Source organism: Erythrobacter sp. HL-111 (genome assembly GCF_900105095.1).
GTDB lineage: Bacteria > Pseudomonadota > Alphaproteobacteria > Sphingomonadales > Sphingomonadaceae > Erythrobacter.
Window position 1 is genome coordinate 2621301 of sequence record NZ_LT629743.1, and the last position, 19600, is coordinate 2640900.

Sequence of the window (19600 nt, forward strand, 5' to 3'; positions counted from 1 at the left end):
CGCGGCCCGATCCGGCCGCGCATGCAAAAGGAGCCCTTCGGGTGGGTGAAAGGGAAGACGCAAAGAGCAATTATGCCGGTGTCTTCGAGGGCCGGATCGGTTTCGGGGAGCGGCCCGCTCTCCTCATCATCGACATGGTCGAAGCCTATTTCGACCCCCGCAGCCCGCTTTATGCCAGGGTCGAGGACACGCTTGCCGCCGCGATCGACCTGCGCGCGGCGGCGCGGGCGGCGGGCGTTCCCGTGATCCACACCAATGTGGTCTATCACCCCTCGATGCGCGACGGGGGACGCTTCGCCCGGAAGGTCGGCGCGCTCGCCAATTTCGTGCGCGGCAACGCCATGGGCGCGTGGGCGAGGGGGCTCGAGCCGGCGGAGGACGAACTGGTCGTCTCCAAGCAGTATGCGAGCGCCTTCTTCGGCACCTCGCTCGCCTCGACCCTGACCGCGGCGGGCCATGACAGCGTGGTGATCGCCGGGGTTTCGACCAGCGGCTGCATCAGGGCGAGCTGCGTCGATGCCTGCCAGCACGGGTTCATCCCGCTGGTGGTCGAGGAAGCGGTGGGCGACCGCCACGAGGACGTGCACCGCGCCAACCTGTTCGACATGAACGCCAAGTACGGCGATGTCGTTACCCTCGCCGAGGCGAAGGCGCATTTCGCGGGCCTTGCGAAAGCCTAGCCCTCGGCGAACAGCCGCCCGGCCACCGCGTCGAGCTTGGCCAGCAATGCGGGATCGTGTTCGTCCGGCGCGGTGATGACCGCATCGTCGAGAGCGGTGTCGATCGGCGAGGGCTCGCGCCTGTCGGGCAGGGCCTCGACGAAGCGCCGCACCGCCTCGCGCGCGAGCCTGCCGTTGGCCTGCATCTGCGCGACGACCTCGGCAACGCCCACCGCCTCGCCCCCCCATTCCTCATTGGCCCGCCAGCAGTCATAGTCGGTGACCATGCCGACAAGGGCATAGGGCAGTTCCGCCTCCCGCGCGAGCTTGGCTTCGGGAAGCGCGGTCATCCCGATGATGTCTGCGCCCCACTGGCGGTACATCCGGCTCTCCGCGCGGGTCGAGAATTGCGGGCCTTCCATCGCGAGATAGGTCGCGCCGACCGCGACCCGGCCCTTCGCCGCGCTGATCGCCTTCGCCATCATCGTCGACAGCCGCGGGCAGGTCGGATCGGCCATCGAGACATGGGTGACGAAGCCGCTGGTGAAGAAGGTCGAAGGGCGGCTGAAGGTCCGGTCGATGAACTGTTCGACCACGGCGAAGCGGCCCGGTTCGATCTCTTCGCGCAGGGACCCGACCGCCGACAGGGCGAGTATGTCGGTGCAGCCCGCGCGCTTGAGCGCATCGATGTTCGCGCGGCCGTTCAGTTCGCTCGGCGAAATCGGGTGGCCGCGCCCGTGGCGGGGGAGGAAGCGCAGCTTCACCCGGCCGATCCGCCCGCACAGGATTTCGTCCGAGGGCGCGCCCCAGGGCGTGTCCACCGCGATCCATTGCGGGTCCTCGAGCCCTTCGATGTTGTAGAGCCCGGACCCGCCGATGATCCCGATGCACCATTCGCTCGCCATGGCCGCCACGTCTTTCCCGAAAAGCCCCTTTGCAAGCGGAGCCTTAGGTCAGGTCGAAGCGGCCCTGCAAGGCCTTGCGGACGAAGCGGTCGGCATCTTCGAAGGACCCGGCGATCGACGGACGCTCCCGCATCGCCTCGTAATGCGCCGAAAGGGCGGGCCAACTGTCGAGCGGCAGGTGCGCGACGAGGGCGACCTGCATGAGGATCGTGGTTACCGAAATGTCGGCAATGGACAGCGCGTCGCCGGCGAAGAAGGCGCGGCCTTCGAGCGCGGCGTCGAGGTAGTCGAGCACCGGCGGCATGTCCTTCGCCCAGCTCTCGCGCGCCCTGGCGAGGTCGGGTTCCTCGCCCTTCGACACGGCGAAGAAGATCGGCCGGAAGATGCCGAGCCCGCCTGCGGGGGCGAGCGCGGTGTCGGCATATTCCTCGATCCACACGGCGCGGGCCCGTGCCAGCGGGTCCGCCGGATAGAGCGCGGGTGCGGGGTGCTTCGCCTCGATATAGGTGCAGATCGCGGAACTGTCGGGGATGGTCCCTTCCACGCCTTCCTCGGCGACGGAGCGGTCGCGCAGCACCGGGATGCGCTTCATCGGGGAAATGTCGCGGAACCATTGCGGCGGCGCGAAGACGTTGACCTGTTCGATTTCGTAGGGGACGTCCTTCTCGACCAGGACCGCGGCGACCTTCCGAACGAAGGGCGAGACGGGGCTGCCGTAGATCACGAGATCGGGGCGGGCGGTGTCGGTCATGGCGGGGTTCCTTCCTCTGCTCTCCTGGCGAAGGGCTGCATAGAGCCTCGCCGCCATAGCGCAATCGCCAGGTGCGCCCGCCGGGTGCGCCCGCTAGCCTGCCCGACGAAACGGAATTGCGTTTTGAGTTGCAACACGTCACTTTCCCTTCCGAACCGACTCCCCGCGCGATGGGCGGCGGTCGGCTTGGGACAAGCGAGAGAGAGGAAACACCATGGCGAAGCAGTACAGGAACCTCATCAACGGCGAGATGATCGAGACCGGCGAATGGCTCGACGTGGTCAATCCGGCGAACGAGGAAGTGATCGGCCAGGTCCCCGCCTGCGGCAAGGACGAGCTCGACAAGGCGGTCGCCGCCGCGCGGGCCGCGTTCAAGACCTGGCGCAAGACCCCGATCGACGACCGCCGCGCGGCGATCATGGCGATCTCTGCCGCGATCAAGGAGAACGCCGACGAACTCTTCCGCCTGCTCACCAGCGAACAGGGCAAGCCGCACGCCCAGGCCCAGCAGGAAATCTACGGCGCCGCCGGGATGGCGGCGGCGCAATCGACGCTGAGCCTCGATGAGGAGGTGGTGCAGGACGACGACACCCGCCTCCACCGCGTCCGGCGCGTGCCGGTGGGCGTGGTCGGCGGGATCGTGCCGTGGAACTTCCCGGTGATGATGGCGATCCAGAAGATCGTGCCCGCGATGCTGTCGGGCTGCACGATCGTGCTCAAGCCCTCGCCTTTCACCCCGCTCACCACGCTGCGCCTCGCCGAACTGATCGCGGACAAGGTCCCGGCGGGCGTCGTCAACATCATCACCGGGGAGGACGACCTCGGCCCGATGATCACCCAGCATCCCGACATCGACAAGATCACCTTCACCGGATCGACCGCCACGGGCAAGAAGATCATGGAAGGCGCCAGCGCCGACCTCAAGCGCATCACGCTCGAACTGGGCGGCAACGACGCCTCGATCGTGCTGCCCGACGCCGATCCCAAGAAGGTCGCCGAACAGCTCTTCTGGGCGAGCTTCGCCAATGCCGGGCAGGTCTGCATCGCGGCCAAGCGCGTCTACATCCACGAGGACATCTATGACGAGCTGTCGGCCGCGATCGTCGAATACGCGAAGAACGTGAAGGTCGGCGACGGCGCGCAGCAGGGCACCGGCGTCGGCCCGATCCAGAACAGGAAGCAGTACGAACGCGTGCTCGAACTGATCGAGGACGCTAGGGAGAAAGGCTACAAGTTCCTCCTGGGCGGCGAGAAGGATCCGTCCGGCACCGGCTACTATGTGCCGATCACGATCCTCGACAACCCGCCCGAGGATGCCCGCATCGTCGCCGAGGAACAGTTCGGCCCCGTCATGCCGCTGATGAAGTTCAAGGACGAGGACGAGGTCATCGCCCGCGCGAACAATTCGGAATACGGCCTTGCGGGCGCGGTCTGGACGGCGAACCCGGACAAGGGCGTCGAGATCGCCGAACAGCTCGAAACCGGGACGGTGTGGGTCAACGAATTCATGCACCTTTCGCCCTTCGCCCCGTTCGGCGGGCACAAGCAGTCGGGCTTCGGCGCCGAATACGGCAAGGAGGGGCTCAAGGAATTCACCTATCCGCAGGCGATCACGGTCAAGCGCGACAACGTGCCGGCGTAACCTTCCCATCACGCGCGCCGCGACTTGTGCCCGACAAGGGGGCGAGTCGCGGCGGTGTGAGGGGATTTGGTTGATGAAAGCCACTCGCCGGGGGTGCCCGGCGGGCGCGCCTTGGGGGACGGATGCGCGGATTTGACGTGAAAAGGGCCGAGGCGAAGCCCGCTCGCGGTTTTCGGTCAGGAAAGCCGGGAAAAAGGGCGTTTCGATGATCGACGCCCGGACGCTCGCGGAGGGGCTGGCGAAGGCGCTCGCGCGGGCCGGGATGGGCGCGCCGGAAGGGCTGCACCGGCTCACCGGCGGGGCGACGATGGAAAGCTGGCGGTTTTCGTCCGGGGGCGAGGATTTCGTCCTGCGCCGCGCACCCTCCCTCGAATTCATGCAGGACCGCCCTTACGGCCATGCGACCGAGGCGGCCGTGATCCGCGCCGCGCGCGCCGCCGGCGTCACCGCGCCGGAAGTCGTGGTCGAACTTGCCCCGGAAGACGGCATCGGCTCGGGCTTCGTCATGCGCGCGCTTCCCGGAACGCCGAACCCGAAAGAGATCCTCGCGATGGAGGACCCCGCGGGCCTGCTCCGGCAGGTCGCGCGCGACCTCGCCCGCATCCATTCGCTCAGGCCGGGAGACGTGCCCGGGGACGTGCCGGTGATGGATTACCGCGCGGCGATCGCGGACCTTCGCCGCCAGTTCGAGGAAGCGGGCGGCGACAGGCCGATCATCGCGCTGGGCCTAAAGTGGATGGAGGACAATTGCCCTGAGCCTTGCGAGCCGGTCCTCAACCACGGCGACTACCGCATGGGCAATATCCTCGCGGAGAACTCCGACCTTACCGGCGTGCTCGACTGGGAACTCGCCCATTTCGGTGACAGCCACGAGGACCTCGCCTTCGGCTGCATGGCGGTGTGGCGCTTCCACCGCTACGACCGGCCCGCATTGGGCCTCGGCAGCCTCGCAGACTATTTCGCCGCCTACGAGGCCGAAAGCGGGCGCACGGTCGACCGCGACCGCTTCCGCTACTGGCTGGTCCACCGCACCGTGTGGTGGGCCATGGGGTGCCTGCGCTGTGCGCGAGTTTGGCGCGACGGCTCCGACCGGATGCTCGAACGCGTGGTGATCTCGCGCCGGACGAGCGAGCAGGAACTCGATCTGCTTATGCTGCTCGAGGAGGACGCGCTTACCGACGGCATCACGCCGAAAGAACGAATGTCCGACGACTATCTGTATTTCGGCGAGGCCCAAACCGGAGAGATTGCAACCGCCGTGTCCGAATGGCTGGCAACAATCAAGGATCGACTGGAGGGGCATGATCGCTTCCAACTCGCTGTCGCCCGCAACGCGCTTGGCATTCTGGCCCGCCAATATGCCATCTGTCCGCGCGTTTCGGACAAGGAACTGGCTGACGACTTCCTGTCGGGCAAACGGTCGATGATGACAGACCCGACCATACCGCGGCTCAGACGTGACGCACTCGACAAGCTGGAAACCGACTCCCCGAAATACCCGGCGCTCGCAGTAGCGCGGGCTTTGTGGAGCGAATCAACAGAGGTGATCGACTAATGGACTTCGCCATTCCCGCAGACCTGCAAGCCTACTTGGGAGAACTCGACGCCTTTATCGAGGCCGAGATCAAGCCGCTCGAACAGCAGGACGACAATATCCGCTTCTTCGACCACCGGCGCGAACACGCGCGCACCGACTGGGAAGCGGGCGGCCTTCCGCGCGAGGAATGGGAGGACTTGCTGAAAGAGGCCACCCGACGCGCCGACAAGGCGGGTCACTGGCGTTTCTCCGCGCCCAAGAAATACGGCGGCAAGGACGGCTCGAACCTGTGGATGGCGGTCATCCGCGAGCATTTCGCGAGGAAGGGCCTCGGGCTGCACAACGATCTCCAGAACGAGCACTCCATCGTCGGCAATTTCCCCTTCGTCGCCATGTTCGAGCAATGGGGGACCGATGAGCAGAAAGAGGAATTCATCACAGGCGGCTTCGAAAGAAAGCGCCGCGTCGCCTTCGGCCTGACCGAACCCGATCACGGATCGGACGCGACCCACATGGAAACGCGCGCGGTGAGGGAGACGCGCGACGGCGTGGACGGCTGGCTCATCAATGGCGAGAAGATGTGGATCACGGGGATGCACACCGCGACCCATTGCGCGATGTTCGCCCGCACCGGCGGCAAGGACGGGGACGCCTCGGGGATCACCTGCTTCCTCGTGCCGAACCCCACGCCCGGCCTCGAAATCGAGGAATGGCTGTGGACCTTCAACATGCCGACCGACCACCCGCGCCTGTCGGTCACTGACGTGTGGGTTCCCGATTCCGCGATCCTCGGCGTGGAAGGCAGGGGCCTCGCGCTGGCGCAGAGCTTCGTCCACCAGAACCGCATCAGGCAGGCGGCGAGCTCCTGCGGGGCGGCGCTGTTCTGCATCGACGAGAGCGTGAAATACGCGAGGGTACGAAAGCCCTTCGGGCAGGAATTGTCGCGCAACCAGGCGATCCAGTTTCCGCTGGTGGAACTCGCAACGCAGGCCGAGATGCTGCGGCTCCTCATCTTCAAGACCGCATGGGAAATGGACAACATGCCCCACGAGGAGATCGAACGGACGATCTCGGACAAGGTCTCGATGTGCAATTACTACGCCAACCGCCTGTGCTGCGAGGCGGCGGACCGGGCGATGCAGGTCCACGGCGGCATCGGCTATTCGCGCCACACCCCGTTCGAGCACATCTACCGCCACCACCGGCGTTATCGAATCACCGAAGGTTCGGAGGAGATCCAGATGAGGAAGGTGGGGGCCTATCTGTTCGGCTATCTCGGGCCGAAGAAGGGGCAGTTCGGCTGAAGCGAGCGTGAGTGCCCCATTCTGCGAGTCCCCGCGAAGGCGGGGACCTCCCTCGGCAAGGCGCTTCCTCGCCTGGGGTCCCTGCTTTCGCAGGGACTCGGGGATAGCGTGGCGCTTCCTTGCCTGAGGTCCCTGCCTTCGCAGGGATTCAGCCCGTTTCTTCCTCCATCAGCGCCCGCAAATCCTTCAGCGCCTTGGCGCGCAGCTGGTGGACTCGCGGCACGCTGACCCCCAGCACGGCGGCGATTTCGGTGAGGTTCAGCTCCTCGACGAAGAACAATTGCAGCACCAGTTTCAGCCGGTCGGGCAGTCTCCCGAGCGCCGCGGCCAGCCGTTCGCGGTCCTCGGCGGCGCACAGCGCCTCGAACGGGTCGGGTTCCTCGCTCGCGAAGGCGGCGTTGCTTTCGTCGTATTCCTCGCTGATCGAGGTGATCGTGACCGCGCTCGCCTCGATCGCCACGAGTTCGCCGTCGCTGATGCGGAGCGCGGCGGCGATTTCGGCGCGGCCCGGTTCGCGGCCCGTCTCCATGCGCAGGCGCTCGACCGTGCGTTCATAGGCGGCGCGGCGCTTGCGGGCGGTGCGGGTGTCGTTCATCAGCCGCCGGATCTGGTCGAGCATCGCCCCGCGCACGCGGATCTTGGCATAGGCGGCGAACCCGTCCTCGCCCGGCCCGGAATGGCGCCGCGCGCATTCGGTAAGCGCCATGATCCCGGTCTGCACGAGGTCCTCGACCTCGATCCCGTCCCGCCCCATGCCATAGATATGCCACGCCGCGCGGTGGACCATCGGCAGGAAGCGGCGCACGCGGTCCTCGACCTCGGCCTGGCTCGCCGCGCCATAGGCGGCGTGAAAGGCGGCATCGTGCCTCATGCGGCAATCGCCTCCTGCGCGGCCTCACCGATCACGGCGACGACCTCGACCGGCTGGCTCGCGGGGAGTTCGTTGATCGACAGGACGAGGCAGGATTTCGCCCGCGCGCGCAGCAGCCCGGCGAGCGCGCGCCGCGCGGGCGGCTGGACGATCAGGGCGAGCGGCCCGTGCTCGGCGGCGAGTTCGCCGATACGCCGCGCGATCATGCCGCCGCATTCGGGCTCGATCAGCGGCTGGCCGGTCGCGGGATCGGTCATGCCGCCGAGGATCGCGCTTTCCAGCCCCGCCTCGAGCGTCGCGACCTTGAGTCGTTCGCCCGGCGCGCAGACCTGCGCCACCAGCCGCGCGCCGAGATCGATCCGCACGGCGTCGATCAACGCGTCGAAATCGTGGCTCTTCTGCAGCGCGAGGGCAAGGCTGGTAAAGAGCGGCTGCGGGTGGGCGAGCGAGATGCCGTCGCCGATCAGCGCGCGGAAGATGCGGGTGAGCGCGGCCAATGACAGCGGATCGGGATGGACCGCCTCGACCAGCGCGGGGCTGCGATCCTTGAGCGCGTCGAGCAGGTCCTGCACCTCCGACGGGCCGAGCAGTTGCGGCGCAGCCTCGGCCAGCGCCTGGTTCGCATGGGTCGCGATCACGGTCGAGGCATCGACCGCGAGGAAGCCTTCCGCCACGGCATGATCGCGCGCGCCCGGATCGATCCACAGGGCGGGGCAGTCGAAGCTCGGATCGCGCGTCGGCTCTCCCTTCAATCCGAGCGCGGCATAGGGCGGCTCGCCCCGCACGTCGCCGGCGTCGATCGCGAGGAGCCGGCCCGGCCGGACCGAACCCCTCGCCACCGTCACCCCGCCGAGCAGCACGGCGTAGTCGTTGGGCGCGGCATCGAGCGAATCGCGGATGCGGAACTGCGGCAGGACGAAGCCGAGATCGCGCGACAATTGCTTGCGGATGCCGGTGATGCGCGAGACGAGCGGGGCATCGCGGGCCTCGTCGACCAGCGGGACGAGCCCGTAGCCGAGCTCGATCGTCACCAGCGTCTGGTCGGAGACATCGGCGAGCTCGATCCGGTCGGGCGGCCCCTCCTCGATCGCGGGCGAATCGTCCGGCACCGGCTGGCGCGCCGCGTTTCGCAGCGCCCACCAGATGCCGCCCGCGATGGCCGCGGCGGGCAGGAAGATCGCCTGCGGCATCGCCGGGACCAGCCCGATCCCGCCGAGGATCAGCGCCACCGGCAGCCAGGCGCGCGGGTCGGCGAACTGCCCGCCGATCTGCCCGGCGAGATCGCGCGTGTCGGACACCCGCGTGACGATCGCCGCGGCCGCGATCGAGAGCAGCAGGGCCGGGACCTGCGCCACCAGCGCATCGCCCACCGCGAGCGTGACGTAAAGCTCCCCCGCCTCCGCCGCCGACAGCCCGTGCCCGATCATGCCGAGCGCGAAGCCCGCGATCACGTTGACCGCGAGGATCAGCAGCGCCGCCACCGCATCGCCCTTCACGAACTTGGACGCGCCGTCCATCGAGCCGTGGAAATCCGCCTCCACCGTGACCCGCCGTCGCCGCTCGCGCGCTTCGGCGCTGGTGATGAGCCCGGCGGCGATGTCGGCGTCGATCGCCATCTGCTTGCCCGGCAGCGCATCGAGCACGAAGCGTGCCGACACTTCGGACACGCGCCCCGCGCCCTTGGTGATGACGATCATGTTGATGATGAGGAGGATCGCGAAGACGAACAGGCCGACCGCGAAATTGCCGCCGACGAGGAACTGGCCGAAGGCCTCGATCACCTCGCCCGCCGCCGCGCCGCCTTCGTGCCCGCTGACCAGCACGACGCGGGTCGAGGCGACGTTGAGGGCGAGCCGCAGCAGCGTCGCGAACAGCAGGACGGTCGGGAAGGAGGAGAAGTCGAGCGGCTCCTTCGAATTGAGGGCCGCCATCAGCACGGCGACCGCGATGGCGATGTTGAGCACGAAGAACACGTCGAGCAGGACGGTCGGGATCGGCAGCACCATCAGCGCGAACAGCGCGAAGATGCCGACGGGCAGCGCCATTGCCGCACCGGCGCCGCCGAAGCGCCGGGCGAAGGGGGCGAGGGCGCCGGGCAGGGGGGCGGGCGCGTTCACAGGCCGAGCGCCTTCAGCCGGTCATAGGCCGCGCGGACGCGCTCTCCCGCGCGCTCGAGCCCGGGGGTTTCGCCGCCGGTCCCGCCGCCGGTCCCGCCGCCGGTCCCGCCGCCGGTCCCGCCGCCCGTCCCGCCGAACGTCGCCGAGAGCACGCTCGATATCGCACGGACCGGGGGCGGCGGCGGAGCCTCGAAGAGGGTTGGCAGGGGCGCGATCACGGGGCGGTTGGCCCCGGTCGGCGCGCCGGGGCCGAACACGGCGTCGCCCGCGACCGGGAAAGGCGGCCGCGCGGGGCCGTGCGGGGTGGGCGCGCCGGCCCGTTCGAGCCTTGCCGAAAGCTGCTCCATCACTTCGGCAAGGCTGCGTGCCCGACCGCCCGCACCGTGGAACACCGGCTTGTTCGCGGCGGCGGGGCGGGGGAAGAGCGCGGCCGCGCTCTGGCCGGGATCGCGCGCCATTTCCGTGAGGAACCGCGCCGCGCCGCGCGCGCCGAGGAAATGGGCGAGGTAGAGCTCGGCATGATCGGGCTCGCGGCCCAGCACGGGGGCGAGCTCGGCGCGGTTGTCCTCGGCAAGGCTCGCAGCCATCAGCGCGGCGACTTCGGGATCGCGCCTCAGCGCAAGGATCGCGCGGCGCGTGGCGGGGTCGGCGACCTCGGCCTCTCCGCCGGGGCCGCGCGCGATCCGCGCCGCGATCTCGCCGAGGCCGAAGCGCGCGCCGTGGCGCTGCATGGTCGAAAGCCAGGTGTTCTCGATGAACTGGTAAAGGCCGGTCGCGCTCGAGGTGGCGGCGCGGGCATCGGGGTTCATGGCGGATTCGACTCGCGCCTGCGCGACGAGATAGCCGAAATCGACGCTTGTGCGGCGCGCCGCATCGGCGATCGCACGTTCGATCCGGTTCGCCGGGGCGGGGCTTGCCTCGGCGGGCTCCGGGGGCGCGGCGCCTGCGCGGCTCGCGATCCGGCCCGGTCGGCCTGCGTCCCCGTGCACCAGCGCCGGATGCGCGCGAGCGTCCGCGGGGCGGCCGGCTGCGGTCCCGGCGGGGGGGAGCATGGGATGGGGCACGTCTCGTCCTGCCTCGCTTGCTTCGGGGTCCTTGTCGCGGCTCGCCGCCGCAAGGCGCACCCCGGCGGCGGGGTCCGCGCGATGCGGCGGCAGGCGGATCGGGCGGTGCAATCCGCGTGCCAGAAACGGGCGGGCGCGCGGCTTCGGGGCGAATGCCTAGGCCGGCGGTCACCCCTCGGGCAGGAGGCTTTCGGCGCGGGCCGCGCGCGGGAAGAGCCGCGCCGGGGCGTAGGTCGCCGCCGGGACCGCCCGCGCGCCGCCCAGCGCCTCGATCCGGGCGGCGACATTGGCGGCGAGGAGGTTGCGGACCCGGCGGTTGACCTCGTTGAGCCGGCGGGCGGTCTCGGCAAGGGTGCGCGTTTCCGCATCGAGCGCGGCCGGGGCAAGCGAGGCGAGCGCATCGCACAGCGCCTCCTTGGTCCGCGCGGCCTCGACGAGGCCCCCGGCATCGAGCGCGGCAAGCGCCTGCCGTTCGCGTTCGAGCGTGGCAATCATCTGCCGCAGGGCGGCAACGGCATCGTCCCGCGCGGGGAAGGGGCCGGCGGGGGAGGCGGCGGGCACGCGGCTCACTTCTCGAGCCCGAGCCTGACCTGCGCCGCGATCATCGCATCGGCGATCCGGGTCGGCACCAGCGGGTAGCGGCCTTCCTCGAGCGCCTTGCGAATCTCCACGACGCGCTCGCGGTCGAGCGGCGGCGCGGTGGGTTCGAGCCTTGCGTCGATCCGCCCGCCGACCTCGATGGTGACGCCGCGCGGATCGCCCGCGGACGCAGCCGCCGCGCCCGCGCGGCCTTTTGCGGATGCGGCCGAAAGCCCGGCGCCACCGCCCGCGGACAGGGCGCGCGCGGGCGTGGCGGCCTGCAACTTGCTCAATTCGACAGAGGGCATGATTGCGTCTCCTGAAGGATTCCCGATGTCGTGGATTCCTGATCACAAGGACGGACGGGCCGGGCGCGGTTTAACCCCGGCCCCGTGAAAAAGGGCAGGCGGGATCACTCCGTCGCCGCGAGCGCAGCGACGGATTCGCGCCGCGCGCCGAGCGGGATCACCGCGAGGCCCGGACGCAGGATGCGGGCGCGCACCGGCTCGGCCCGGCCGCCAGGCGCGCCGGGGCGCGCGGCGGACGGCAGGCGGATGCCGATCCATTCGCCCTCGCGCCCCGGCTCCATCGCCTCGCCGGCTTGCTGGATGGTGAAGCCGCGCCCGCGGATCATCACCGTGACCGGATCGCCGCGCTCGACCGACGGGGCGGCGGGAGCGGTCCCGGCCCCGGCCCTTCGCGCTCCTGCCCCGGCGGGCGCGGGTCCGCCGCGCAGCGCGACGAACACCCGCCAGCCGCCCGGATCGGGGCATTCAACCCGGACCATGGAGCGCGCCGTTCCATGCCACCCGGCCGCGAGCGGGGCGGTGCAGGGGGCGAGGCGCAGGCGCCGGTCGGCGGGGGCGAGCGCGCCGCCCGGGGCACCCGGAGCGGCTCCGGTGAAGGCCGCGACCGCGGCGTCGATCGCGGCCGGATCGGTGCGCTCGCCCGCGCCCCCGCCCGCGCCCTCTCCCAGCGCGGGGGCGGACAGCGCCGCGGCTAGGATGAACGCGAGCGGGGCGAAAGCGAGGCCGCGCAAGGCCGGCAAGCCCGCCCGGCGCGGCCTGGCGGGGCGTGCGGATGGCGGCGGAAAGGTCGCGACGGGCGGGGGCATGACGGGCGTCTCCTGCGGGAATGGTGCTGCCTCTCGCCAAAGCAAGCGCCGTGCCAGCCCTGCCGCGCGGTCCGGCGTGCCCGCCCGCCCTCGGTATTCATCCCTAGGGGCGTTCGCGGTGTTCCTTGCGCGCCGGGCCTTAAGCCGACCCTGCGAAAAGGCGCAGGTGTGCACGCGATCCGAGGGTGCGGCTGGGACACATGGTCTACGTTTCGCAGTTCAGGCGCCGCCGGCCCGGCGGGGGCAAGCCGCCTCGCCAGAGCGCGGGCTCCTTGGCCGGCGACGCGCCGGCGGCTTCGGGCGAAGCCGCAGCGCCCGATCGCCATACGCCCGAAGGCCGACGCGCCCTGCTCGACCGGATCGCGGCCTTCATGCTCTCCCACGGGCTTGCGGTCACGGGCGCCAATCTCGCGCTGGTCTGCAACGCGCTGTCGGGCGCCAGCGCCGAACTGGCCGCGAGCCTTGCCGCGCGCGAGGCGGCGGGCGAGCCGATCGACCAGCGCTGGCTCGACACGCTGATGCGGCTCGATCCCGAGATCGGCGGGCGCATGGCCGAGCTGGAGAAGCTCACCGACCGGCTCGAATACGCCGTCCTGCGCTTCGCCCGGACGACCAAGACCGCGCAGGACGAGACGAGCGGCCACCGCGGGGCGATCGGGGCGCAGATCGAGGCGATGGCGCAGGCGAGCCTCGCCGGGGGCCGCGCGGGCGACCTGGGCCGCGTGATCGAGATGTCCCGCACCATGCTCGCCCGCATCGAGCAGGTCGAGCAGGCGATGGAGAAGAGCCAGGCCGAAACCCGCCAGCTGCGCGAGAACCTCGCCCGGGCTCGGATGGAGGCGGATGTCGACCACCTCACCCGCCTGCCCAATCGCCGCGCCTTCGAACGCCGCTTCGCCGCCGCGATCGAGGAGGCGCGCGCGAAGGGCACGCGGCTGTGCGTCGCCTTCTGCGATGTCGACCGGTTCAAGGCGATCAACGACACTTTCGGCCACGATGCGGGCGACCGGATCCTCTGCGCGATCGCCGGGACGCTCGGCAGCCATGCCAGCGACACGGTTTTCGTCGCGCGCCACGGGGGCGAGGAATTCGCGGTGCTGCTGCAGGGTTTCGACCGCGCCGCCGCGTGGCGCAGGCTCGACACGATGCGGCGGGCGCAGGCGGACCGGCAATTGCTCGACCGCGAGACGGGCCGGCCTTTCGGCAAGGTGACCTTTTCCGCCGGTGTCGCCGAAGTCACCGATCACGCCGATCCAAGGGGCGCGCTGGGCCGGGCGGACGCGGCGCTCTACGAAGCGAAAAAGGCCGGGCGCAACCGCGTGATCGCGGCCTGATCCCCTTGCTTACCGCATCCCGTCATAGCCGAGGCTGGCGTGGAGCGCCGTTTCCTCGCCCGGCTCGATCACCACCCGCACCGCCGCGCCCGCCGCGCGAGCCTCGCGCGAAAGCGCCTGCGCCGCGGCCCAGGCCGCGCTCTCGCCGGCCCGATCGTGGCGGGCATAGATCGTCAGCGTCGCGCGCGGGTCGCGTTCCTGCCGCGCGAGCCATTCGTCCAGCGGCGGCGCATCCGGCCCCGCCCGGTAGAGCGCCTGCGAGGGGGCGAAACGCGCCGGCCCGCCCTGCTCCGGCCCGCCGCCTCCGTTCGCCTCGGTGCGCCCGGGTTCATGGGAGCCCGCCAGCGCCGCGAGCGTCACGAGGAACAGGATCAGCGCGAGATCGGCCAGCACCAGTTGCCAGGACGCCGCGCCGTCGCCGCCTGCCTGCCCCGCCGTCATTGGAACGTCCTCACCCTGCCGTGGCCGAAACCCGCCGCACCGGTCCGGGCGCGCTCGATCCGGGCGCTCTCGATCCGGGCGCTCTCGATATGGGCGAGGAACCATTCGACCAGCGCCTCGCGCGCGCCTTCCTCGCGCATCCCGCGCCGCTCGATCGCACGGGCGAGCGGCACGCAGGCGAGATGCGCGGTGAGCACGCCGTAGAGCGAGGACAGGACCGCCGTGGCGATCCCGGCCATGACCGTCTCGACCGGGCTGCCGCCGAGCGTGTCGGCAAGGCCGGCGATCGCGTAGAGCGTGCCGACGAGGCCGAACACCGGGGCGAGCTCGCCCGCATATTCGAAGACCCTCACCGCCTGCATCCGCGCGACCTCGCGGCTCGCGCGTTCGGCGCGGCGGGCACAATGGAGCGCCTCGGTCGAACCGCTGGCGAGATAGGCGGCGACCAGCCGGGCAAGCGAGGGATCGGGCGGCAGCGGCACGTCGGCGGCGCGAAACCCCTGCGCCTCGATCGCGCGCAGGGTCCGGGCGATGGCGATGCGGTTCGCGCCCTCGTCGAAACGGCTGCCCCCGAGCCGCGGCAGCGCGGCGAGCGCGGCATGGCAATCGCGCCAGCCGCAGCGCGCCGCGGTCGCGACGAGCGTCCCCGCGACGACGATCGCGAGCGCGCCGGGGTCCAGCAGTCCGGCCAGATCGCTCGGCCCGTCCATGCAGCAATCGTCCTCCTCACCGGCGCCCCTCGCGGGGGGAAGAACGGCGCCGCGGCGCAAGGATTAAGAGGCGCGCGCATGCCCGGGGCGGCAGGATCCTGCCCGGTGCCGTGCCCGGGCGGCACGAACCTGCCGCGAGACGGGCGGGATACCCCGTTCGGACCGGCGGAAAAGGGCGCAGAGCCCGGACGGCAAGCGAATTGGCACGGGTGATGCAGAGCGGGGGTCGCCGCGCTTTTACGCGGCCCGCAACCGACACTTCCACCGCCCCCCGCGCCCCAGCGGCGAGGGTCCGGGCGACGCGGCAGGAGAGAGCAGAGGCGTTCATGAGCGAGCGACTTTTCGGCATTCACGGCGCCGCGCTCGAGCTGCGTTCGCAGCGCATGGGGCTGATCGCGTCCAACATCGCGAACGCCGCGACGCCGGGCTACAAGGCGCGCGACATCGACTTCGCCGGCGCGCTCGAGGCGCGGCTCGACCCTGCGCGGGCGGACACGGGTGCGAGCAACCACCTCGTCTACCGCGCGCCGACCATGGCGAGCCTCGACGGGAACACGGTCGAGCTCGGGCGCGAACAGGTTGCCTTCGCCGAGAACGCCCTGCGCTATTCGGCCACGCTCTCCTTCGTCGAGGGTAAGGTTTCCACCATCACCCGCGCGCTGAAGGGAGAATGACCATGTCCGGTCCCCGGGCGATGAGCCTGTTCGATCTCACCACCCGCGCCATGTCGGCGCAGCTGGTGCGGATGAACGCGGCGACCTCGAACCTCGCCAATGCGGGTTCGGTCTCTTCCACCGAGGACGCCGCATACCGTCCGATCCGCACGGTCTTCGCCGCCCGGTTAGACGAGGCTTCCGGCCTGGTCGGGGTCGAAAGCGCGGGGCTGGTGCGATCCGAAACCCCGCCGGTGAAGCGCTACGATCCCGGCCACCCGCTCGCCGACGAGACCGGCCACGTCTTCGAAGCCGGCGTCGACGAAAGCGCCGAGATGGTCGAGCTGATGGAGAGCGCGCGGCAATACCAGAACATCGTCGAGGCGCTGCAGACTGCCAAGCGGCTGATGCTCGACACGCTCAGGAGCAAGTGATGGACCCGATCCCCCCGGGCGCGCAGGCCGCGCTCGACCGCCTCAACGCGCCCTCCCGCCTGCCGCGCGCGGACAACCCGCTGGCAAGCCTCGATTCGGGCGATTTCCTGCGCCTGCTGACGACGCAGCTGACGATCCAGGACCCGCTGGAGCCGGTCGACAACGAACAGATGCTCGCGCAGATGGCGCAGTTTTCCGCGCTCGCCGCGACTTCGGAGAGCGGGGCGACGCTGGAGGGAATCTCGGCCAAGCTCGACCGGCTGATCGAGGCGCAGGAAGCCGCGCGCGCCGCGTCCGAAGCCGCCGCCGAGGCGGCCCGCGCCGCCGCCGCCGCCGCGCCTTCGATCGCCTGATTCCCCTCCCTTCCGCAAAGGAGCAATCGCCAATGTCCTTCTTCACCTCGCTGTCCGGTATGAAGAACGCCGAGACCGACCTGCGCGTCATCTCGCACAACATCGCCAATGCAGAGACGGTCGGCTTCAAGAAGAGCAACGCCGCCTTCGCCGATCTCGTGGCGAGCGGTTCGAACACCGATCCGCGCAAGACGCCGGGGATCGGTTCGACCGTGTCCGCGATCTCGCAGGATTTCAGCCTCGGCCCGCTCGAACAGACCGGGCGGAGCCTCGACCTCGCGATCAACGGGGACGGCTTCTTCGCCGCCGCGAACCCGGCTTCGGGCGACATCTCCTTCAGCCGCAACGGCAATTTCCGCATCGTCGCGAGCGGCGAGTTGCAGGATGCGAACGGCAACCTCGTCCAGGCGATGGCGGTCGATGCGACCGGCGCTACCACCGGCACGACTCCGGGCAATCTCGTCATCGCGGTGACCAACGCGGCGGGCTCCTCGCTCTCCAGCGTTTCGATCGATTCGACCGGGCTCGTCTCGGCGGCCTATTCGGACGGCACCAGCGAACCGGTCGCGCGGATCGCGCTGGCGACCTTCCCGGCTGCCGACGGGCTGCGCTCGGCAGGGCTGACCAACTGGAACGCGACCGCCGAATCCGGCGCGCCCGTCTATGGCGAGCCGGGGGTGGGCAATTACGGCAAGCTGCTGTCGGGCGCGCTCGAACGTTCGAACGTCGACCTTGCCGAGGAGATGGTCTCGCTGCTCACCGCGCAGCGCAATTTCCAGGCCAATGCCCGCGCGATCGACACCGCGACGCAGATCTCTCAGGCCGTGCTGAACCTGCGCTCGTAAGGCGATAGGAGATGGACCGCTTCATCTACACCGCGCTTACCGCGATGAACGCCGCGATGGACCGGCAGCGGGCGACGGCGAACAACCTCGCCAACGCCTCGACCCCCGGGTTCCGGCGCGAGGTCTTCGCCGTCACCCCCGCCACCCTCCGTGCCGACGCCGTGCCCGAAGCCCGCGCCATGGCGCGCGGGAGCGTGCGCGGGGCGGACCTTACGGGCGGCAGGGTGAACCCCACCGGCCGCCCGCTCGACATCGCGGTGTCGGGCCGCGCGCTGATCGCCTTCCAGGGGCCGGACGGGGGCGAGGTCTATTCGCGCCGCGGGGACCTGCGCGTCGGCCCGACGGGCGTGCTCGAGAACGGCGAGGGCCTGCCGGTGCTGGGCAATGCCGGTCCGATCACCGTTCCCGCGGGCTTTGCCATCGCGATCGGCGCGGACGGCTCGGTTCTCGCGGGCGACCCTGCCGCGCCCGGCGCCGGGGCCGAGACGCTCGATCGCATCCGCCTCGTCTCGCCCGAGGGCAGCGCGCTCGCCAAGGGGGTGGACAGTTTCCTCAAAGTCCCCGGCGGCGGCGTGCTCCCGCCCGATCCGACCGCGACCGTCACGCCCGGCGCGCTCGAATCCTCGAACGTCGAGACCGCCGAGGCGCTCGTCCAGATGATCGAGGCCCAGCGCGCCTTCGAACAGCGCGCGCGGGTGATCCGCACCGCCGGCGAACTCGACGAGGCGGGCAGCCGCCTCCTCTCGCTCCAGTAAGGGACCCGTCGAAAAATGCCCACCTCCGCCCTCCACGTCGCGCGCACCGGCCTCGAAGCGCAGGATGCGCGGATGCGCGTCATCGCCAACAACCTCGCCAATATCGGCACGACCGGCTTCAAGCGCGACCGTGCCGATTTCGCGACGCTCGCCTATCAGGAACAGCGGGTGGCCGGGCAGCAATCGACCAACCAGACCGCCTATGCCGTGGGCCTCAATCTCGGCACGGGGGTGCAGGTGATGGGCACCTCGCGGATCGAGAGCCAGGGGACGCTGAACGCGACCGGCAACGCGCTCGACATCGCGCTCGACGGGCCGGGCTATTTCCAGGTGGAACTGCCGCCGGGCGGGCAGGTCGCCTATACCCGCGCGGGCAATTTCACGCTTTCGCCGCAGGGCAATCTCGTCACCAGCCAGGGCTATTCGGTGACGCCACCGGTGCAGGTCCCGCAAGGGGTGCAATCGCTCACGATCGCGCCCGACGGATCGATCAGCGCGGTCCAGCCCGGCCAGGCCGCCCCGGTCCAGCTCGGTCAGATCCAGGTCGCGAATTTCGTGAACCCGGCCGGTCTGCGCGCGATCGGCGACAATTTCCTGATCGAGACCGCCGCAAGCGGCCCTGCCGAACTCGGCATCGCGGGCCAGCTGGGGCGCGGGCAGGTGCGCCAGGGGATGCTCGAAGGCTCCAACGTCAACGTGGTCGAGGAGCTGGTCGAGATGATCGAGGCCCAGCGCGCCTACGAGATCAATTCCAAGATGGTGAGCGCGGTCGACGAAATGCTCCGCAACGCCAACCAGACGCTGTGAGGAAGGCCGTGCCGCGCCGCGTCTTCGCCCTCGCGCTTCCTCTCTCGCTCGCGCTTTCCCTCGCCGGCTGCATCGGCGGCGGCCCGCGCCCCGGCTTCACCGCTCCGCCGCCGGGCGCGCCCCAGCCGGGCGATGCGCGCGCGGCCGAACCGGTCGCCAATGCCTTCGCCGCGCCCCAGCCGGGCCAGCGGGGCGCGATCTTCCGCGCGAGCGAGGGCTATGCCGGGCTCCACACCGGGACCCGGGCGCGGGCGCCGGGCGACATGGTCACGATCGTGCTGGTCGAAAGCACCACGACATCGAAAAGCACCTCCGGCCAGACCACGCGCGAGGGGGCCTTCGCGCTCGTCCCGCCCGCCGCAGGGCCGCTTTCCCTGCTCGACCCGCAGGCCCTTAACGCGAGCGGCGACGGGTCGTTCAACGGTGGCGGAAACGCCGCGCAGCAGAGCCGGCTCAACGGAACCCTCACGGTCACGATCACCGCGATCCATCCCAACGGGACCGCCGAAGTCGTCGGGGAGAAACTGATGCAATTGAGCCAGGGGGACGAATGGGTCCAGTTCGCCGGGCGCATAAGGCTCGTCGACATCGACGCCGACAACCGCCTGCCCTCCTCGCGGGTCGCCGATGCGCGGATCGTCTATTCGGGCAAGGGCGCGGTGCAGCAGGCGAGCCGGCCGGGCTGGCTGTCGCGCTTCTTCAACTGGATTTCGCCGCTGTGAGGG

22 protein-coding genes are annotated in these 19600 nt (G+C 70.3%); 12 read left to right on the top strand and 10 right to left on the bottom strand.

The window, feature by feature from the left end; translation table 11 throughout:
* Nucleotides 1-41: 41 nt before the first annotated feature.
* Nucleotides 42-680, top strand: coding sequence for an isochorismatase family protein (locus tag BLU08_RS12370; protein WP_090199875.1), 639 nt, complete (start codon nucleotides 42-44; stop codon nucleotides 678-680).
* Here the strand turns inward: BLU08_RS12370 and mtnP are convergent.
* Both mtnP and BLU08_RS12380 read right to left on the bottom strand, forming a co-directional pair.
* Nucleotides 677-1564 (bottom strand): S-methyl-5'-thioadenosine phosphorylase, encoded by an 888-nt coding sequence (gene mtnP / locus BLU08_RS12375; RefSeq protein ID WP_090199877.1) that lies wholly within the window; start codon nucleotides 1562-1564, stop codon nucleotides 677-679. The two genes, BLU08_RS12370 and mtnP, sit on opposite strands and share 4 nt — an antisense overlap.
* 43 nt (nucleotides 1565-1607) lie before the next feature.
* On the bottom strand, nucleotides 1608-2315 hold the full coding sequence (locus BLU08_RS12380; protein ID WP_090199879.1) for a glutathione S-transferase family protein: 708 nt from the start codon (nucleotides 2313-2315) through the stop codon (nucleotides 1608-1610).
* A gap of 214 nt (nucleotides 2316-2529) precedes the next feature.
* On the opposite strand from BLU08_RS12380, the gene BLU08_RS12385 reads away from it, so the two are divergent.
* The 3 genes from BLU08_RS12385 to BLU08_RS12395 all read left to right on the top strand — a co-directional run bounded on the left by BLU08_RS12385 (nucleotide 2530) and on the right by BLU08_RS12395 (nucleotide 6798).
* Nucleotides 2530-3957 carry an aldehyde dehydrogenase family protein gene (locus BLU08_RS12385; RefSeq protein ID WP_090199881.1) on the top strand — a complete coding sequence of 476 codons (1428 nt, stop codon included), beginning with the start codon at nucleotides 2530-2532 and terminating at the stop codon, nucleotides 3955-3957.
* A 205-nt stretch (nucleotides 3958-4162) separates the two neighbouring features.
* Nucleotides 4163-5512, top strand: coding sequence for a phosphotransferase (locus BLU08_RS12390; protein WP_090199884.1), 1350 nt, complete (start codon nucleotides 4163-4165; stop codon nucleotides 5510-5512).
* The gene (locus BLU08_RS12395; protein ID WP_090199886.1) at nucleotides 5512-6798 is read left to right on the top strand and encodes an acyl-CoA dehydrogenase family protein; all 1287 of its coding nucleotides are present in this window, start codon (nucleotides 5512-5514) and stop codon (nucleotides 6796-6798) included. The genes BLU08_RS12390 and BLU08_RS12395 overlap by 1 nt, the downstream gene beginning before the upstream one ends.
* 148 nt (nucleotides 6799-6946) lie before the next feature.
* Here the strand turns inward: BLU08_RS12395 and BLU08_RS12400 are convergent, their stop codons facing one another.
* The 6 genes from BLU08_RS12400 to BLU08_RS12425 form a co-directional block, all read right to left on the bottom strand.
* A complete protein-coding gene (locus BLU08_RS12400) occupies nucleotides 6947-7669 on the bottom strand; it encodes a sigma-70 family RNA polymerase sigma factor (RefSeq protein ID WP_090199888.1) in 723 nt (240 codons plus the stop codon).
* Nucleotides 7666-9714 (bottom strand): flagellar biosynthesis protein FlhA, encoded by a 2049-nt coding sequence (locus tag BLU08_RS12405; protein ID WP_090201386.1) that lies wholly within the window; start codon nucleotides 9712-9714, stop codon nucleotides 7666-7668. The genes BLU08_RS12400 and BLU08_RS12405 overlap by 4 nt, the downstream gene beginning before the upstream one ends.
* 68 nt (nucleotides 9715-9782) lie before the next feature.
* Nucleotides 9783-10775 carry a transglycosylase SLT domain-containing protein gene (locus BLU08_RS12410; RefSeq protein WP_233995982.1) on the bottom strand — a complete coding sequence of 331 codons (993 nt, stop codon included), beginning with the start codon at nucleotides 10773-10775 and terminating at the stop codon, nucleotides 9783-9785.
* Nucleotides 10776-11018: 243 nt separating this feature from the next.
* Nucleotides 11019-11420, bottom strand: a complete 402-nt coding sequence (locus BLU08_RS15525) for a flagellar protein FlgN (RefSeq protein ID WP_233995983.1) — start codon at nucleotides 11418-11420, stop codon at nucleotides 11019-11021.
* Entirely contained in the window at nucleotides 11417-11737 is a 321-nt protein-coding gene (locus BLU08_RS12420; protein WP_157674548.1) for a flagellar biosynthesis anti-sigma factor FlgM, read from the bottom strand. The genes BLU08_RS15525 and BLU08_RS12420 overlap by 4 nt, the downstream gene beginning before the upstream one ends.
* 104 nt (nucleotides 11738-11841) lie before the next feature.
* Nucleotides 11842-12468: a flagella basal body P-ring formation protein FlgA gene (locus tag BLU08_RS12425; protein ID WP_233995984.1), complete on the bottom strand. Its 627-nt coding sequence runs from the start codon at nucleotides 12466-12468 to the stop codon at nucleotides 11842-11844.
* A 275-nt stretch (nucleotides 12469-12743) separates the two neighbouring features.
* On the opposite strand from BLU08_RS12425, the gene BLU08_RS12430 reads away from it, so the two are divergent.
* Nucleotides 12744-13877, top strand: coding sequence for a diguanylate cyclase (locus BLU08_RS12430; RefSeq protein WP_090199890.1), 1134 nt, complete (start codon nucleotides 12744-12746; stop codon nucleotides 13875-13877).
* A gap of 9 nt (nucleotides 13878-13886) precedes the next feature.
* Here BLU08_RS12430 and BLU08_RS12435 read toward each other — a convergent pair whose 3' ends face one another.
* Together BLU08_RS12435 and BLU08_RS12440 are read right to left on the bottom strand one after the other, a co-directional pair.
* Nucleotides 13887-14318, bottom strand: coding sequence for a hypothetical protein (locus tag BLU08_RS12435; RefSeq protein ID WP_090199892.1), 432 nt, complete (start codon nucleotides 14316-14318; stop codon nucleotides 13887-13889).
* Nucleotides 14315-15028, bottom strand: coding sequence for a MotA/TolQ/ExbB proton channel family protein (locus BLU08_RS12440; RefSeq protein WP_090199894.1), 714 nt, complete (start codon nucleotides 15026-15028; stop codon nucleotides 14315-14317). The genes BLU08_RS12435 and BLU08_RS12440 overlap by 4 nt, the downstream gene beginning before the upstream one ends.
* A gap of 326 nt (nucleotides 15029-15354) precedes the next feature.
* Here BLU08_RS12440 and flgB point away from each other — a divergent pair, with 326 nt between their 5' ends.
* From flgB to BLU08_RS12475, 7 genes are read left to right on the top strand one after another with little or no spacing between them, the layout of a single operon-like run.
* The gene (gene flgB, locus BLU08_RS12445; protein ID WP_090199896.1) at nucleotides 15355-15702 is read left to right on the top strand and encodes a flagellar basal body rod protein FlgB; all 348 of its coding nucleotides are present in this window, start codon (nucleotides 15355-15357) and stop codon (nucleotides 15700-15702) included.
* Nucleotides 15699-16115 carry a flagellar basal body rod protein FlgC gene (flgC, locus tag BLU08_RS12450; protein WP_369816792.1) on the top strand — a complete coding sequence of 139 codons (417 nt, stop codon included), beginning with the start codon at nucleotides 15699-15701 and terminating at the stop codon, nucleotides 16113-16115. Before flgB ends, flgC begins: the two co-directional genes overlap by 4 nt.
* On the top strand, nucleotides 16115-16468 hold the full coding sequence (locus tag BLU08_RS12455) for a flagellar hook assembly protein FlgD (protein WP_090199900.1): 354 nt from the start codon (nucleotides 16115-16117) through the stop codon (nucleotides 16466-16468). Before flgC ends, BLU08_RS12455 begins: the two co-directional genes overlap by 1 nt.
* A 32-nt stretch (nucleotides 16469-16500) precedes the next feature.
* Nucleotides 16501-17313, top strand: a complete 813-nt coding sequence (locus tag BLU08_RS12460; protein WP_090199902.1) for a flagellar hook-basal body protein — start codon at nucleotides 16501-16503, stop codon at nucleotides 17311-17313.
* Between the two features lie 11 nt (nucleotides 17314-17324).
* Nucleotides 17325-18068, top strand: coding sequence for a flagellar basal body rod protein FlgF (locus BLU08_RS12465; protein WP_090199904.1), 744 nt, complete (start codon nucleotides 17325-17327; stop codon nucleotides 18066-18068).
* Nucleotides 18069-18083: 15 nt separating this feature from the next.
* On the top strand, nucleotides 18084-18875 hold the full coding sequence (gene flgG, locus BLU08_RS12470; protein WP_090199906.1) for a flagellar basal-body rod protein FlgG: 792 nt from the start codon (nucleotides 18084-18086) through the stop codon (nucleotides 18873-18875).
* An 8-nt stretch (nucleotides 18876-18883) separates the two neighbouring features.
* Entirely contained in the window at nucleotides 18884-19597 is a 714-nt protein-coding gene (locus BLU08_RS12475) for a flagellar basal body L-ring protein FlgH (RefSeq protein WP_090201394.1), read from the top strand.
* Nucleotides 19598-19600 lie beyond the last annotated feature (3 nt).